The sequence below is a fragment of the Streptomyces sp. NPDC058678 genome (assembly GCF_042714835.1).
GTDB lineage: Bacteria > Actinomycetota > Actinomycetes > Streptomycetales > Streptomycetaceae > Streptomyces.
Genome location: NZ_JBHXSG010000003.1, coordinates 85,694 through 101,725 on the forward strand (window position 1 = coordinate 85,694; position 16,032 = coordinate 101,725).

The following is a 16,032-nucleotide window of genomic DNA, read 5'->3' on the forward strand; positions in this document are numbered from 1 at the left end:
CGCCGACAACCACTACCCGCCCCACCTCAAATTCCTGCCATCGGGGGGGCCCGGGCGCTTCTCGCCCGCGCCGGGGGGGGGGCCCCCACCCCCCGGGGGCCCCCCCCCCCGCCCGCACCCTTCCCGGGAGCCGCCGCATGACCGTGATCCTCGGTCAGACCTTCACCGGCATCAGCATCGGTGCCGTCCTGCTGCTCATCGCGCTCGGCCTCTCCCTCACCTTCGGCCAGATGAACGTCATCAACATGGCCCACGGCGAGTTCATCATGGCCGGCGCCTACACCACCTACGTCCTCCAGAAGTCCATTTCCAGCGCGGGAATATCCCTTCTCGTCGCGCTTCCCGTCGCCTTTCTCGTCTCGGGCGCATTGGGCGCGCTCCTCGAATGGCTGCTGATACGGCGCCTGTATCTCCGACCACTTGACACGCTTCTCGTCACCTGGGGTGTCTCGCTGATGCTCCAGCAACTCGCCCGGGACGTTTTCGGTGCGCCGAATGTGCAGACCCGGGCGCCCGACTGGCTCACCGGGAACATCACCGTGATCGGCGGCGACGATCCGCTCACTTTCGCCAACAGCCGGCTGTTCATCCTGAGTCTGGCCGTCGCGGCGGTCGTCGCGCTGTCGCTCACGCTGCGGCTGACGCCGCTGGGCCGCCGGGTGCGGGCCGTGGTGCAGAACCGGGACCTCGCCGAGGTGTCCGGCATCTCCACCAGCCGCGTCGACCGCACCGCCTTCTTCCTCGGGTCCGGGCTCGCGGGCATCGCCGGGGTCGCGCTGACGCTGGTCGGTCCGATCGGGCCGACCATGGGCACCAACGTCATCATCGACGCCTTCCTGGTGATCGTGGTCGGCGGCATCGGGCAGCTCAAGGGCACGGTCATCGTCGCCTTCGTGCTGGGCGCGCTGCAGTCGGTCCTCGAGTACTCCACCACCGTCAGCGTCGCCAAGGTCCTGGTGCTCGTCGCCATCGTCGCGTTCCTCCAATGGCGGCCCCAGGGGCTGTACACGCTGCGCACGAGGAGTCTCGTATGAACCTGCTGAAAGGCCGCTCGGCGCGGGCCGCGGCAGGCTTCGCGTCGGCCGCCGTCGCGCTGTTCGCCGTCGCCCCGCTCGTGCTGTCCGACTTCCGGCTCGGGCTGCTCGCCAAGTACCTGTGCACCGCCATCGTCGCCGTCGGCATCTGCCTGGCCTGGGGCCGCGGCGGCCTGCTGACGCTCGGTCAGGGCGTGTTCTTCGGGCTCGGCGGATACGCCATGGCGATGCACCTGAAGATCGCCGACGCCGGGCCCGGCAACCTGCCCGACTTCATGCAGCTGTACGGCACGGCCACCGAACTCCCCTGGTGGTGGCAGCCGTTCGCGAACCCGCTGTTCGCGATCGCCGCGACCGTGCTGCTGCCGATGGCGGTCGCCGCTCTGCTCGGCCTGTTCGTCTTCCGCCGCCGGGTCAAGGGCGCCTACTTCGCGATCCTCAGCCAGGCCCTCGCCGCCGCGTTCGCGATCTGGCTGATCGGCCAGCAGGCCACGACCGGGGGCACCAACGGCCTCACCGACATCCAGGGGTTCTTCGGCTACTCCCTCGACGACCCGGTCAACCAGCGGATGGTCTACTTCGTCATCGCCGCCGTCCTGCTGCTCCTGATCGCCCTCGCGCGTCAGCTCATCCAGAGCCGCTACGGCGAACTCCTGGTCGCCGTACGGGACTCCGAGGAGCGGGTGCGCTTCCTCGGCTACGACCCGGCGAACGTCAAACTGGTCGCGTACGTCGTCGCGGCGGGCATGGCCGGTCTCGCCGGCGCGCTGTTCGTGCCGGCGGTCGGCATCATCTCGCCCGCGCTGATCGGCATCGTGCCGTCCATCGAGTTCGTCATCGGTGCCGCCGTGGGCGGCCGGGCGAGCCTGGCGGGCGCGGTGCTCGGCGCGGTCGCGGTCGCCTGGGCCAAGACGGCCCTGTCGGAGGAGTTCCCGGCGGCCTGGACGTACTTCCAGGGGCTGCTGTTCATCGTCGCCCTGGCGTTCCTGCCCGGCGGTCTCGCCTCGCTGGCGGTGTTCGTACGCCGCCGCAGAACACCCGAGGCGCCGGAGCAGAAGGCGCCCGTCGTACCGGTGGGAGAAGCGGCATGAGTGAGCTCTCGGGTCTCGAGATACGGCAACTGCGGGTGTCCTTCGACGGGTTCATCGCCGTCGACGGGGTGGACCTCGACGTCCGCCCCGGCGACCTGCGTTTCCTCATCGGGCCGAACGGCGCGGGCAAGACCACTCTGGTCGACGCGGTCACCGGACTGGTGAGGGCGACGGGTTCGGTGCGCTTCGGCGACGCCGAGCTGCTCGGGCGGAGCGTGCACAGGATCGCGCGGTCCGGGATCGGCCGTACCTTCCAGACGGCCACCGTCTTCGAGGAACTGACGGTCCTTCAGAACCTGGACATCGCGGCGGGCGCCGGCCGGAGCATGTGGACCATGCTGCGGCGTCGCAAGGACGTTCCGGAGCCGGTCGTCAGGGCGCTGGAGACGGTCGGGCTGACCGAGCTCGCCGACTCCCCCGCCGGGACGCTCGCGCACGGCCAGAAGCAGTGGCTGGAGATCGGCATGCTGCTCGTGCAGGACGTACGGCTGCTGCTGCTCGACGAGCCGGTGGCCGGCATGAGCCACGACGAACGCCAGGCGACCGGCGAGCTGCTCCAGCGGATCAGCGAGGAGCGGACCGTGGTGGTCATCGAGCACGACATGGACTTCATGCGGAGCTTCGCGCGCAGCGTCAGCGTGCTGCACGCCGGCAAGGTGCTCAGCGAGGGCACGGTGGCCGAGGTCCAGTCGGATCCGAAGGTGCAGGAGGTGTACCTGGGCCACGCGGTGGACGCGTCAGCCGCCGAGGACGCGTCGGACACCGCGGTCGTACAGGAGGCGTGATGCTGCAGATCGAAGACGTCCGGGTCGGCTACCACCGCAGCAGTGTGCTGCACGGGGTCACCGTCGAGGTGCCGAAGGACGGCGTGGCCGCCGTGCTCGGGCACAACGGCGCCGGCAAGAGCACCCTGCTGCGGGCCGCCGTCGGACTGCTCACGCCGAGCAGCGGCACGGTCCGCCTCGACGGCGAGGACATCACCCGTCGCAAGCCGCACGAGCGGGTGGCGCGCGGGATGGCGTACGTCCCGCAGGGCCAGCAGGCGTTCCCGCACCTGACCACAGCGGAGAACCTCCAGCTCGTCGCGGACGGCCGCAAGCGTGGCAGGGCGGCGATCGGCGAGGCGCTGGACCTGTTCCCGGCGCTGCGAGCCCTGTCCAACCGCCGGGCCGGCCTGCTGTCCGGCGGTCAGCGGCAGCAACTCGCCATCGCCCGGGCGTTGGTGACGGAGCCTCGGATCCTGCTCCTCGACGAGCCGACCGAGGGCATCCAGCCGACGGTCGTCGCCGAGATCGAGGACACCATCCTGGCCCTGGCCTCCCGCGGCGGACTGTCGGTGCTCCTGGTCGAGCAGCACGTGGGCTTCGCGATGCGGGCGGCGCAGAGGTACTACGTCCTGGAAGCCGGCCGGGTCACCTCCTCCGGCGAGGGCGGCCAGGATGCCGAGCGGTTCGTGCGGGAGGCGTTGAGCGTGTGACGCGGTGGTGGTCTCGTGCGACGGGATCCTCGCCCCCGCCGCCCCTTCCCGGTCCCGTCCTTCTGGGGCTCCGCCCCAGACCCCGCTCCTCAAACGCCGGAGGGGCTGAAATCAGCCCGTCCGGCGTTTGAGGACGAGGCCCTTCGGGCCGAAGCGGGGGTCTGGGGGCGCAGCCCTCAGAGACGGGACGGGAAGGGGCGGCAGGGGCGTAAACCCCTCAGTCCACCAAATCGCGCACCACCGCGTCCGCCAGCAACCGCCCCCGCAGGGTGAGCACAGCACGCCCCTCCTCGTACGGGCCGGCCTCCAGCAGCCCGTCGGACAGGGCGCGCCGCGAGGCCGCGAGGCCGTCCGCGCGCAGCAGGGACAGCGGCACCCCCTCCCGCAGCCGCAGCTCCAGCAGGATCCGCTCCACCCGGCGGTCCTCCTCCGACAGGAGCTCCCGGCCCGCGCCCGGCGAGCGCCCGCCGGCCAGGGCCGCCGCGTAGGCCCCCGGGTGCTTGACGTTCCACCAGCGCACGCCGCCCACGTGACTGTGGGCTCCCGGCCCGGCGCCCCACCAGTCGGCGCCGCGCCAGTACAGCTCGTTGTGGAGGCACCGGCCGGCGTCCGAGGTCGCCCAGTTCGAGACCTCGTACCAGTCGAAACCGGCCGCCGAGAGCATCTCCTCGGCGATCAGGTACCGGTCCGCGTGCACGTCGTCGTCCGTCATGGGGACCTCGCCGCGCCGGATCCGTCGGGCCAGCTGGGTGCCCTCCTCGACGATCAGCGCGTACGCCGACACGTGGTCCGGCCCGGCGCCCAGCGCCGCCTCCAGCGACGCCCGCCAGTCGTCGTCCGACTCCCCCGGGGTGCCGTAGATCAGGTCGAGGTTGACGTGCGAGAAGCCCGCCGCCCGTGCCTCCGCGACGCACGCCTCGGGCCGCCCCGGCGTGTGCGTGCGGTCCAGCACGCGCAGTACGTGCTGCTTCGCGCTCTGCATGCCGAAGGAGATCCGGTTGAAGCCGCCCTGGCGCAGAACGGCCAGATACGCGGGATCCACCGACTCCGGGTTCGCCTCGGTGGTGACCTCCGCGTCGGCGGCGAGGCCGAACTCGTCGCGGATCGCCGCCAGCATCCGTACGAGGTCTCCCGCGCCCAGCAGCGTGGGCGTGCCGCCGCCGACGAAGACCGTGCGGACCTCGCGCGGGTCGTCGCCGAGGACCTTGCGGGCCAGGCGGATCTCGTCGATCAGGGTGTCCGCGTAGTTGTCGCGGGAGGCGAGGACGCCGCCGGTGCCGCGCAGCTCGGTCGCCGTGTAGGTGTTGAAGTCGCAGTAGCCGCAGCGGGTCGCGCAGTACGGGACGTGCAGGTAGAACCCGAGGGGGCGGTCGGCCGCCCCGGCGAGCGCGGGCGCGGGCAGTGCGCCGTCGTCGGGGACGGGCTCGCCGTCGGGGAGTGCGGAAGGCATGCCTTCCATTGTCCAGCACTCCCGCCGTCGGCCTACTCGGCCTGCAGCACCAGCAGGGCCAGGTCGTCCTCCGGCGGCCGTACCCCGAACTCGTGCACCAGCCGCTTGATGCGCTCCGCGATCAGTTCCGCGTCGAGCCCCGCGCACCCCGCGAGCGCCTCCGCCAGCCCGTCCTCGTCGTCGAGCTGGCGCGAGCCGCTGCGCCGCTCGGTCACCCCGTCGGTCACGCACAGCAGGCTGTCGCCGGTCCGCAGCTCGAAGGTCTCGCTGATGTACGTGGCGTCCTCGACGACCCCGAGGAGGGTCTGCGGGTGCGCGGCCGTACGGACCTCGCCGCCCGCGCCGAGCAGCAGCGGCAGCGGGTGCCCGGCGGAGGCGAGGGTGCAGCGCACTCCTCCGTCGAAGGGGGCCAGTTCGCCGTAGAGGAGGGAGAGGAAGCGGGTCTGCGGGCCGTCTCCGGGGGCCATCGGCCGGCCGCCCGCGGAGACCAGCGCGCGGGCCGCCGCGTCCGCGGCCTCCGTCGCGTCGTCGAGGAGGAGCTGGTTGAGGCGGTCGAGGACGTCGGCGACTCGGTAGCCCTCGCGGGCCAGCAGCCGCAGCCAGGGCCGGGCGAGGCCGATGACGACGGCCGCCTCGGGCCCCTTGCCCTGGACGTCGCCGACGGCGAAGCACCAGCGGCCGTCGCCGGCCGGGAACAGGTCGTAGAAGTCGCCGCTGGGTCCGCCCTTGTCGCACGGCTCGTACACCAGGGCGCTGCGCACCCCCGGTATCTCGGCGACCGCACCGGGCAGCAGTCCGCGCTGCAGTACGGCGCTGATGGTGGCCTGCCGGGCGTACTGGCGGGCCGCGCCGATGGCGAGGGCCACCCGGCGGCTGAGGTCCTCGACGAGGCCGGTGATCTCGTCGGGGAAGCTGCGCAGCCCGGACCGGCCGATGACCAGGGTGCCGAGCGGACGGCCGCCGGCCGTCAGCCGGTAGGCGAGCGCGGAGCCGCGTGTGCCGTGCGGGCCCAGCGCCTCGCCGGGCCAGGGGAAGGGGGCGGGCCCCGGCCGTGCCGGGTCGGGCGGGCGCGGTGATTCCTTCTCCAGTGCCTGGCGCAGCTCCTCGATGCGGTTCTCGCTGCCGTGCCACACCCGGGCCAGGCGCGGCCCGGCCCCGTCGGCCGCCCAGCCGCCGCGGCCGCCGGTGGCCTCGTCCTCCAGCCACACCGCGCACCACTCGGCCAGCCGCGGCACGATCAGCTGTCCGGCGAGCGCGGCCACCAGGTTCTCGTCGAGCTGCCCGGCGAGCAGGTCGGATGCCTCGGCGAGGAAGGACAGGGCGCCCCGGTTGAGCCAGTCCTGGTCCTGCTCGGTGCGCTGCGGCTCCGGGGCGAGTATCTCGGCCACGCGCAGCTCGCGCTCCCCCGTGTACGCCTCCCGCGCGTCCGCGGCGGATTCCCCCTGGGCGGGCAGCCGCGCCCACACGGTCTTGGCGCCCGTGCGGTAGGTGATCCCCCAGGACTCGGAGAGCGCGGCGACCAGTCTGAGTCCGCGCCCGTACTCGGGTGTCTCGTACGACGGTTCGGCGGCGTCACGTGGGGCGCGCGAGGGGTGGTGGTCGAGGACCTCGACGACGAGGGCGCCGGTCTCCGGTTCCAGCCGGCAGTCCAGTTCGACGTCGGTGCCGGCGTGCACGACGGCGTTGGTGACCAGCTCGCTGACGACGACCAGGGCGTCGCCGGCCAGGAGGTCGGTGAGGTGCTCGGTGCCGGGCAGAGCGCGCTCGGCCCACTCGGCGAGCGCGGCGCGTAACAGCGCGCGGGCGGCGCTCGGCGCGAGGGAGCTGCCGGGCAGAGCGGCGTGCGCATGCGCGCGCTGGAGCGCGTCCGCGGGTGCAAGCGCATCGGTGCGCGGGGGCGCCCCCGCGTGCGCAGGCGCATCAGAGGCACGGGAAACGGGCTCCCGTTGCGTCGAAATGGCCCCCATGTACAGCTCCCCGAGCGGTTCGGACGAATACGCCTCAGTCGATGCCGACAGAGTGACAGACTGACCCCGCCCATAAGCGCCGAGTTACCGAAGTGGGCCGCCATGAGTGAGAACAGTGCTACACGTGTGCTCGAAGAGGGGCACAAAGATGGCCTGATTCGAGCATCGGATCTGCGTCCTCTGCTCGCCGCGATGACCGCGGCGCGGGACGGCGACTTCTCGAAGGTGCCGGAATCGGGCCACGGCCTGGTGGCCGAACTGACCGCCGTCTTCAACCAGATCATGGACCGCAGCACCCATTTCAACACGGAAGTGCAGCGGGTGAAGCGGGAGTTGGTGCGGCACGGCCGGCTCGACGAGCGTCTGTCGGCCAGTCCGGGCCAGGGCGCGTGGACCTCCCGGGTCAACGACGTGAACCAGGTGCTCGACGCCCTGGTCGCCCCGGCGGCCAACGCCACGCGTGTCCTGGACGCGGTGGCCGGCGGCGACCTGACCCAGCGGGTCGACCTGCACGACGGCAGCAGGCAGTTGCGCGGTGACCTTCGGCGGCTCGGCCGGGCCGTGAACAAGATGGTCGACCAGTTGTCCCTGTTCACCGGCGAGGTGACCCGGGTCGCGCGCGAGGTCGGCACCGAGGGGCGGCTCGGCGGGCGGGCCAAGGTGACGGGCCTGTCCGGGAGTTGGCGGGACGTGACCGAGGCGGTCAACACGATGGCGTCCCGGCTGACCGCCCAGGTCCGTGACATCGCCCTGGTGACCACGGCGGTGGCCCGTGGCGACCTGACCCGCACGGTCACGGTCGAGGCGACCGGCGAGCTGCTCGAACTGAAGCTGACCGTGAACACGATGGTCGACCAGCTGTCCGCCTTCGCCGACGAGGTCACGCGGGTGGCCCGCGAGGTCGGCACCGAGGGGCAGTTGGGCGGGCGGGCTCAGGTGCGAGGCGTGTCGGGCGTCTGGAAGGACCTCACCGACAACGTCAACTTCATGGCCTCGAACCTGACCTCGCAGGTCCGCAACATCGCCCAGGTCACCACCGCCGTCGCCAACGGCGACCTGAGCCAGAAGATCACGGTCGACGCCCAGGGCGAGATCCTGGAGCTGAAGTCCACCATCAACACCATGGTCGACCAGTTGTCCGCCTTCGCCGACGAGGTCACCCGGGTCGCCCGCGAGGTCGGCACCGAGGGCAACCTCGGCGGCCGGGCCCAGGTGCGGGGCGTCTCCGGCGTCTGGAAGGACCTCACCGACAACGTCAACTTCATGGCGGACAACCTGACCTCGCAGGTCCGCAACATCGCCCTGGTCTCCACCGCCGTGGCCCAGGGCGACCTCGGCAAGAAGATCACGGTCGAGGCGAAGGGCGAGATCCTGGAGCTGAAGTCCACCATCAACACCATGGTCGACCAGCTCTCCGCCTTCGCCGACGAGGTCACCCGGGTCGCCCGCGAGGTCGGCACCGAGGGCAACCTCGGCGGCCAGGCCCAGGTGCGAGGTGTCTCCGGCGTCTGGAAGGACCTCACCGACAACGTCAACTTCATGGCGCTGAACCTGACTTCACAGGTACGGAACATCGCCCAGGTCACCACCGCCGTCGCCAACGGCGACCTGTCGAAGAAGATCACGGTCGACGCCCGTGGCGAGATCCTCGAGCTGAAGGACACCGTCAACACGATGGTGGAACAGCTGCGTGCCTTCGCCGACGAGGTCACCCGCGTGGCCCGCGAGGTCGGCACCGACGGCCGGCTCGGCGGCCGCGCCCAGGTGCTGGGCGTCTCCGGCGTCTGGCGGGACCTGACCGACAACGTCAACTACATGGCCGACAACCTGACGTCGCAGGTCCGCAACATCGCCCAGGTGGCGACGGCGGTGGCGCAGGGCGACCTGTCGAAGAAGATCGACGTGGACGCCCGCGGCGAGATCCTCGAACTGAAGACGACCATCAACACGATGGTCGACACCCTGTCCTCCTTCTCCTCCGAGGTCACCCGGGTGGCCCGCGAGGTCGGCAGCGAGGGCCAGCTCGGCGGTCAGGCCCGGGTGGAGGGCGTGTACGGCACCTGGAAGCGCCTGACGACGAACGTGAACGAACTCGCGCTGAACCTGACCACCCAGGTCCGCGCGATCGCCGAGGTCGCCTCCGCGGTGGCCCAGGGCGACATGTCCCGCTCGATCACCGTGGAGACGCAGGGCGAGGTCACCGAGCTGAAGGACAACATCAACCTGATGGTGGCCAACCTCCGCGAGACGACCCGCGCGAAGGACTGGCTGGAGTCCAACCTGGCCCGCCTCGCCGCCCTGATGCAGGGCCACCGCGACCTGATGGAGGTCGCCGACCTGATCCTGCGCGAGCTGACCCCGCTGGTGAACGCCCAGTACGGCGCGTTCTTCCTCGCCGACCCCGACGAGGACGGCACCTCTCTCCACACGGCCGTTCCGGCGAAGGGGCTCGCGTTCATCGCCGGATACGGCTCGGCGCAGAGCGCGACCGTCGACACGGGAGCCATGCCGGTGCACGGCCTCGTGCGCCAGGCCGCCCGCGAGAAGAAGCGGATCCTGGTGGAGGAGGCCCCGCCGGACTACATCAAGATCAACAGTGGTCTCGGCGAGGCGGCCCCGGCGAGCGTCGTCATCATCCCGATCCTCTTCGAGGACAAGCTCCTCGGCGTGATCGAGCTGGCGTCCTTCTCCCGCTTCTCCGACGTCCACCTGGCCTTCTTCGACCAGTTCGTGAACACCATCGGCGTCGCCATCAACACCATCATCGCCAACTCCCGCACCGAGTCCCTGCTCGGCGAGTCCCAGCGCCTGGCCATGCAGCTCCAGGAACGCTCGGACGAACTCCAGAAGCAGCAGGCGGAGTTGCAGCGCTCGAACGCCGAACTGGAGGAGAAGGCCGCCCTGCTGGCCACGTCCTCGCAGTACAAGTCGGAGTTCCTGGCGAACATGTCCCACGAACTGCGCACACCGCTCAACTCGTTGCTGATCCTGGCGCGACTGCTGTCCGACAACCCGGACGGCCGCCTCTCCGACCAGGAAGTGCAGTTCGCGACGACGATCCACCGTTCGGGCTCCGACCTCCTCCAGCTGATCAACGACATCCTCGACCTGTCGAAGATCGAGGCCGGCCGGATGGACGTACGCCCGAAGAGGCTCCCCCTCATCAAACTGCTCGACTACGTCCACGCCACCTTCCGCCCCCTCACCATCGACCGGGGGCTGGCCTTCGAAGTGGCGGTCGGGGAGGACGTACCGCGGGAGATGTACTCGGACGAGCAGCGCCTCCAGCAGATCCTGCGCAACCTGCTCTCCAACGCGATCAAGTTCACCGCCACGGGCCGGGTCGAGCTGCGCGTGAACCGTATGAAGGACCCCGAGCGCCACTACGTCCGCGACAGCGACGACGTGATCGCCTTCGCGGTCTCCGACACCGGCATCGGCATCGCCCGCGAGAAGCTCCCCGTGATCTTCGAGGCGTTCCAGCAGGCCGACGGCACGACGAACCGCAAGTACGGCGGCACCGGCCTGGGACTGTCCATCAGCCGGGAGATCGCGGGCCTGCTGGGCGGCCGTATCGTCGCCGAGAGCGAGCCCGGCAAGGGGTCCACCTTCACGCTGTACGTCCCCGTCGTCAGCCCCGGCCACTCGGCGACCGGCCCGACCCCCGAGGACCGGCCCGTGCCGGTGCCGGACGAGCTGTCGACGGAGCTCTTCCCCACCACCCACGAGCCGGAGGACTCCTGGCCCGCGCCCACCAAGCTGGAGGCGTGGAAGTCGGGGCGTGCGGGACAGGTCCTGGCCGGGCGCAGTGTGCTGATCGTGGACGACGACATCCGCAACGTCTTCGCCCTCACCCATGTCCTGGGCCGGGTCGGCATGCCCGTCCTCTACGCCGAGAACGGCCGCGAGGGCATCGAGACACTGGAACGCAACCCGGACGTCGAACTCGTCCTGATGGACATCATGATGCCGGAGATGGACGGTTACGAGACCATCGCCGCCATCCGCCGCACCCCGCGCTGGACCGGCCTGCCCATCGTCGCCCTCACCGCGAAGGCGATGCCGGGAGACCGCGAGAAGTCCATCGCGCGGGGTGCCAACGACTACGTACCGAAGCCGGTGGACGTCGACCAGCTGCTCACCGTCGTCTGCGCACTCCTGGACCCCGAGAGCGCCAAGGGCGAGGAGCACGCCGATGCCGAGGAGGCCGTGGTCCCGCCGACGGACGACTGAATGAGGCCAGTCACATGAGCGCTGAGGCAACGACCGGCGAGCGCGCCAGCATCCTCCTGGTCGACGACATGGAGGACAACCTGGTCGCGCTGGAGGCCGTCCTGGGGTCTCTCAACGAACCGCTCGTCCGCGCGCGTTCGGGCGAGGAGGCGATGAAGGCCCTGCTCCGGCGGCGGTTCGCCCTCGTCCTGCTCGACGTGCGCATGCCGGGCATGGACGGTTTCGAGACCGCCGCGAACATCAAGCGGCTCGACCAGACCAAGGACGTCCCGATCATCTTCCTGACCGGCGCGGAGGACGACGCCGGCTACGCGTTCCGCGGCTACGCGACGGGAGCGGCCGACTACCTGACCAAGCCGTTCGACCCGTGGGTGCTGCGCGCCAAGGTCACGGTGTTCCTGGACCTGCACCGCAAGAAACAGCAGGTGGAGCGCCTGCTGACACAGGAGCAGGCCGACGACCGAGAGTTGAACAGTCGACTGACGGCTCTGGAGGAGCAGTTGACCGACTCTCCGGACATACCCACCCTGCGCACACAGGTCAGGGAGCTACGGCAGCTGGTGAACAGGGGACACGCGTCCTGACCCCAGGGGGGCGGGGAACTGCGCGACCAGCCACCAACCACCCGCAGCCGCCGAACAGTCCCCCGCCCACTCCCTACGCTTCGCGCGACCCCGCGTACATCTCGTCGATCAGGTGCTTGTACTCCCGCTCGACGACCGGCCGCTTCAGCTTCAGGCTCGGCGTGATCTCTCCGTGCTCGATGTCAAGATCCCTCGGCAGCAACCGGAACTTCTTGATCGTCTGCCACCGCTGAAGCCCCTCGTTGAGCTCCTTGACGTACCCCTCGACCATCGAGACCGTCGCCGGCGCGGCGACCACCTCCGCGTACGACTTGCCCTCCAGCCCGTTCTCCTTCGCCCAGTCGAGGATCGAGACCTCGTCCAGGGCGATCAGCGCCGTGCAGAAGTTCCGGTCGGCCCCGTGGACCAGGATGTTGGACACGTACGGGCACACCGCCTTGAACTGCCCCTCGACCTCGGCGGGCGCGATGTACTTGCCGCCGGACGTCTTGATGAGGTCCTTCTTGCGGTCGGTGATCCGCAGGTACCCGTCGGGCGACAGCTCACCGATGTCACCGGTGTGGAACCAGCCGTCCGGCTCCAGGACCTCGGCGGTCTTCTCGGGCAGCCCGTGGTAGCCCTCCATGATGCCGGGGCCGCGCAGCAGGATCTCGCCGTCGTCCGCGATGCGCACCTCGGTGCCGGGGAACGGCTTGCCGACCGTGCCGGTGCGGTAGGCCTCGCCGGGGTTCACGAAGGACGCCGCCGACGACTCCGTGAGGCCATAGCCCTCGAGGATGTGGATGCCGGCACCGGAGAAGAAGTAGCCGATCTCGGGCGACAGCGCGGCCGAGCCGGAGACACACGCACGCAGGTTGCCGCCGAACGCCTCACGGATCTTGGCGAACACCAGCGCGTCCGCGACCTTGTGCTTGGCCGAGAGCCCGAAGGGCGCCGACGCCGTGCCGGTACGCCGGAAGTTGTCCTGGGTGACCTTGGCGTAGTCCCGGGCCACCTCGGCGGCCCACTGGAAGATCTTGTACTTCGCGCCGCCGCCCGCCCGGGCCTTCGCCGCGACCCCGTTGTACACCTTCTCGAAGATGCGCGGGACGGCCGCCATGTACGTCGGCTGGACGACCGGCAGGTTCTCGATGATCTTGTCGACACGGCCGTCGACGGCGGTGACGTGCCCGACCTCGATCTGGCCCGAGGTGAGCACCTTGCCGAAGACGTGCGCGAGCGGCAGCCACAGGTACTGCACGTCCTCGCTACTGATCAGCCCGGTCGCGGCGGTCGCCTTCGCCATGTACGCCCAGTTGTCGTGGGGCAGGCGGACACCCTTGGGGCGGCCGGTGGTGCCGGAGGTGTAGATCAGGGTGGCGAGCTGGTCCTTGGTGATCGCGCCGACCTTCTCCTTGATCAGGTCGGGGTTCTTCTCCAGGTACGCGGCACCGCGCTGCTCCAGCTCGGTGAGCGTGAGCACCCAGTCGCCGGTCTCGGCGCCGTCCGGGTCGATGACCACGACGTGGGTGAGGTCGGGCAGCTCGGCCCGCTTCTCCCGCGCCTTGGCCAGCTGCTCGGCGTTCTCCGCGAACAGGACCTTGCTGCCGGAGTCCGACAGGATGAACGCGGACTCGTCGGCGTTGGTCTGCGGATAGATCGTGGTCGTGGCGGCGCCGGCGCACAGGATGCCCAGGTCCGCGAGGATCCACTCGACCCTCGTCGAGGAGGAGAGGGCTACCCGCTGCTCCGGCTGCACACCGAGCTCGATCAGGCCGGCCGCGATGGCGTAGACCCGCTCCGCGGTCTGCGCCCAGCTCAGCGACTTCCAGTCGTCCGGCCCCTGGCCGGAGGCCGGAGGCACGGGGTAGCGGTAGGCCTCGGCGTCAGGCGTGGCCGCCACGCGGTCCAGAAAGACGGCCGCCACACTCGGCGGACGGTTCTCGATCAGTGTCTGTGTGTCGCTCACGACATCCTCCGGGGCCCGCGGCTGTGCGGCTGGCTCATTGCGGCTGTTGTTTAACTCACGAGTAACTACCGAGCAGGGATCAGAGTAAGGCGCGACCGGCCGGTGCGTAAGGGGCGGCGGCCTGTCACTTCCTACAGAGAGCGACACTACGCACGCGTAGGGGCCTGCCCGGTGGAACATGCGGCAGGCCCCCAGTTTCGCGGTAATAGGACGGTTACTTCTTGCCCTTCCCGGAACCCGCGCTGTCGTCGCTGGACAGGACGGCGATGAACGCCTCCTGCGGAACCTCCACGGAACCCACCATCTTCATCCGCTTCTTGCCTTCCTTCTGCTTCTCCAGCAGCTTCCGCTTACGCGAGATGTCACCGCCGTAGCACTTGGCGAGGACGTCCTTGCGGATGGCCCGGATGGTCTCGCGGGCGATCACCCGGGAGCCGATGGCGGCCTGGATGGGGATCTCGAAGGCCTGGCGCGGGATCAGCTCGCGCAGCTTGGCGACGAGCCTTACGCCGTACGCGTACGCGGCGTCCTTGTGGGTGACGGCGGAGAAGGCGTCGACCCGGTCGCCGTGCAGCAGGATGTCGACCTTCACCAGCTGCGCGTCCTGCTCGCCGGTGGGCTCGTAGTCCAGGGAGGCGTAACCGCGGGTCTTCGACTTCAGGTGGTCGAAGAAGTCGAACACGATCTCGGCGAGGGGGAGCGTGTAGCGGATCTCGACGCGGTCCTCGGAGAGGTAGTCCATGCCGAGGAGGGTGCCGCGGCGGGTCTGGCAGAGCTCCATGATCGAGCCGATGAACTCGCTCGGAGCGAGGATCGTGGCCCGGACGACCGGCTCGAAGACCTTGTCGATCTTGCCCTCGGGGAACTCGCTCGGGTTGGTGACCGTGTGCTCCTTCCCGTCCTCCATGATCACGCGGTAGACCACGTTCGGCGCGGTGGCGATGAGGTCGAGGTTGAACTCGCGCTCCAGGCGCTCACGGATGACGTCGAGGTGCAGCAGACCGAGGAAGCCGACGCGGAAACCGAAGCCGAGGGCCGCGGAGGTCTCCGGCTCGTAGACCAGCGCGGCGTCGTTCAGCTGGAGCTTGTCCAGTGCCTCGCGGAGGTCGGGGTAGTCCGAGCCGTCCAGCGGATAGAGGCCGGAGAAGACCATCGGCTTGGGGTCCTTGTACCCGCCGAGGGCCTCGGTGGCGCCCTTGTCCTTGCTGGTGATGGTGTCACCGACCTTGGACTGACGGACGTCCTTCACGCCGGTGATGATGTAGCCCACCTCGCCGACGCCGATGCCGTCGGCCGGCGTCATCTCGGGTGACGAGACGCCGATCTCGAGAAGCTCGTGGGTGGCGCCGGTCGACATCATCTTGATGCGCTCGCGCTTGTTGAGCTGGCCGTCGATGACACGGACGTAGGTGACCACGCCCCGGTAGGAGTCGTAGACCGAGTCGAAGATCATCGCGCGGGCGGGGGCGTCCTTGACGCCGACCGGAGCCGGCACGTCGCGGACCACCCGGTCCAGGAGCGCGTCCACGCCGATGCCCGTCTTCGCCGAGACCTTGAGCACGTCGTCGGGGTCGCAGCCGATGAGGTTGGCGAGCTCCTCGGAGAACTTCTCCGGCTGGGCGGCCGGCAGGTCGATCTTGTTCAGTACGGGGATGATCTTGAGGTCGTTCTCCATCGCCAGGTAGAGGTTGGCGAGGGTCTGGGCCTCGATGCCCTGGGCGGCGTCGACGAGGAGCACGGTGCCCTCGCAGGCCGCGAGCGACCGCGAGACCTCGTAGGTGAAGTCGACGTGCCCCGGGGTGTCGATCATGTTGAGGATGTGCGTGTTGCTCTTGTCATGGGTGGGAGCCCACGGCAGACGCACGGCCTGTGACTTGATCGTGATTCCGCGCTCACGCTCGATGTCCATGCGGTCGAGGTACTGAGCACGCATCTGCCGTTGCTCGACCACACCGGTCAGCTGGAGCATCCGGTCGGCGAGCGTGGACTTGCCGTGGTCGATGTGCGCGATGATGCAAAAGTTGCGGAGCAGTGACGGGTCGGTACGGCTCGGCTCGGGCACATGGCTGGGGATCGCGGGCACGCAGGGTCCTGATTCTTGAGGCGTCCGCAGTGTCTGCGGTCTCGGGTCGGATCGATACGTAGCCTCCATGGTCCCACGGGCGGGGACCTGCGACCGGTTTGGGCCACTCGGACGCCCGCTGGTACTCTGGGTGGCTGTGTCTCCTGCCCTCTCAGCACGAGACAC

The 16,032-nt window shown here is 70.0% G+C and carries 10 protein-coding genes; 6 read left to right on the forward strand and 4 right to left on the reverse strand.

The window, feature by feature from the left end; all coding sequences use genetic code 11:
* Positions 1–137: 137 nt before the first annotated feature.
* The 4 genes from urtB to urtE are packed head-to-tail and all read left to right on the forward strand — an operon-like array spanning position 138 to position 3,602.
* Entirely contained in the window at positions 138–1,034 is an 897-nt protein-coding gene (gene urtB, locus ACFWWR_RS04790; RefSeq protein WP_383867398.1) for an urea ABC transporter permease subunit UrtB, read from the forward strand.
* Positions 1,031–2,125 carry an urea ABC transporter permease subunit UrtC gene (urtC, locus tag ACFWWR_RS04795; RefSeq protein ID WP_383867396.1) on the forward strand — a complete coding sequence of 365 codons (1,095 nt, stop codon included), beginning with the start codon at positions 1,031–1,033 and terminating at the stop codon, positions 2,123–2,125. Before urtB ends, urtC begins: the two co-directional genes overlap by 4 nt.
* Positions 2,122–2,910: an urea ABC transporter ATP-binding protein UrtD gene (gene urtD, locus ACFWWR_RS04800; RefSeq protein ID WP_383867394.1), complete on the forward strand. Its 789-nt coding sequence runs from the start codon at positions 2,122–2,124 to the stop codon at positions 2,908–2,910. The genes urtC and urtD overlap by 4 nt, the downstream gene beginning before the upstream one ends.
* Entirely contained in the window at positions 2,910–3,602 is a 693-nt protein-coding gene (gene urtE / locus ACFWWR_RS04805; RefSeq protein WP_384301982.1) for an urea ABC transporter ATP-binding subunit UrtE, read from the forward strand. Before urtD ends, urtE begins: the two co-directional genes overlap by 1 nt.
* 217 nt (positions 3,603–3,819) lie before the next feature.
* On the opposite strand, the gene hemW is transcribed toward urtE, so the two are convergent.
* Together hemW and ACFWWR_RS04815 are read right to left on the reverse strand one after the other, a co-directional pair.
* Positions 3,820–5,052 carry a radical SAM family heme chaperone HemW gene (gene hemW, locus ACFWWR_RS04810; RefSeq protein WP_383870917.1) on the reverse strand — a complete coding sequence of 411 codons (1,233 nt, stop codon included), beginning with the start codon at positions 5,050–5,052 and terminating at the stop codon, positions 3,820–3,822.
* Between the two features lie 32 nt (positions 5,053–5,084).
* On the reverse strand, positions 5,085–7,019 hold the full coding sequence (locus ACFWWR_RS04815) for a SpoIIE family protein phosphatase (RefSeq protein ID WP_384301984.1): 1,935 nt from the start codon (positions 7,017–7,019) through the stop codon (positions 5,085–5,087).
* A 102-nt stretch (positions 7,020–7,121) separates the two neighbouring features.
* On the opposite strand from ACFWWR_RS04815, the gene ACFWWR_RS04820 reads away from it, so the two are divergent.
* Both ACFWWR_RS04820 and ACFWWR_RS04825 read left to right on the forward strand, forming a co-directional pair.
* Positions 7,122–11,252, forward strand: coding sequence for a HAMP domain-containing protein (locus ACFWWR_RS04820; protein WP_384301986.1), 4,131 nt, complete (start codon positions 7,122–7,124; stop codon positions 11,250–11,252).
* Between the two features lie 14 nt (positions 11,253–11,266).
* Positions 11,267–11,836, forward strand: a complete 570-nt coding sequence (locus ACFWWR_RS04825) for a two-component system response regulator (protein WP_384301988.1) — start codon at positions 11,267–11,269, stop codon at positions 11,834–11,836.
* A gap of 73 nt (positions 11,837–11,909) precedes the next feature.
* Here ACFWWR_RS04825 and ACFWWR_RS04830 read toward each other — a convergent pair whose 3' ends face one another.
* Both ACFWWR_RS04830 and lepA read right to left on the reverse strand, forming a co-directional pair.
* Entirely contained in the window at positions 11,910–13,784 is a 1,875-nt protein-coding gene (locus ACFWWR_RS04830) for an AMP-dependent synthetase/ligase (RefSeq protein WP_383870907.1), read from the reverse strand.
* A gap of 214 nt (positions 13,785–13,998) precedes the next feature.
* Positions 13,999–15,867 carry a translation elongation factor 4 gene (gene lepA, locus ACFWWR_RS04835; RefSeq protein WP_383870904.1) on the reverse strand — a complete coding sequence of 623 codons (1,869 nt, stop codon included), beginning with the start codon at positions 15,865–15,867 and terminating at the stop codon, positions 13,999–14,001.
* Positions 15,868–16,032: the final 165 nt, after the last annotated feature.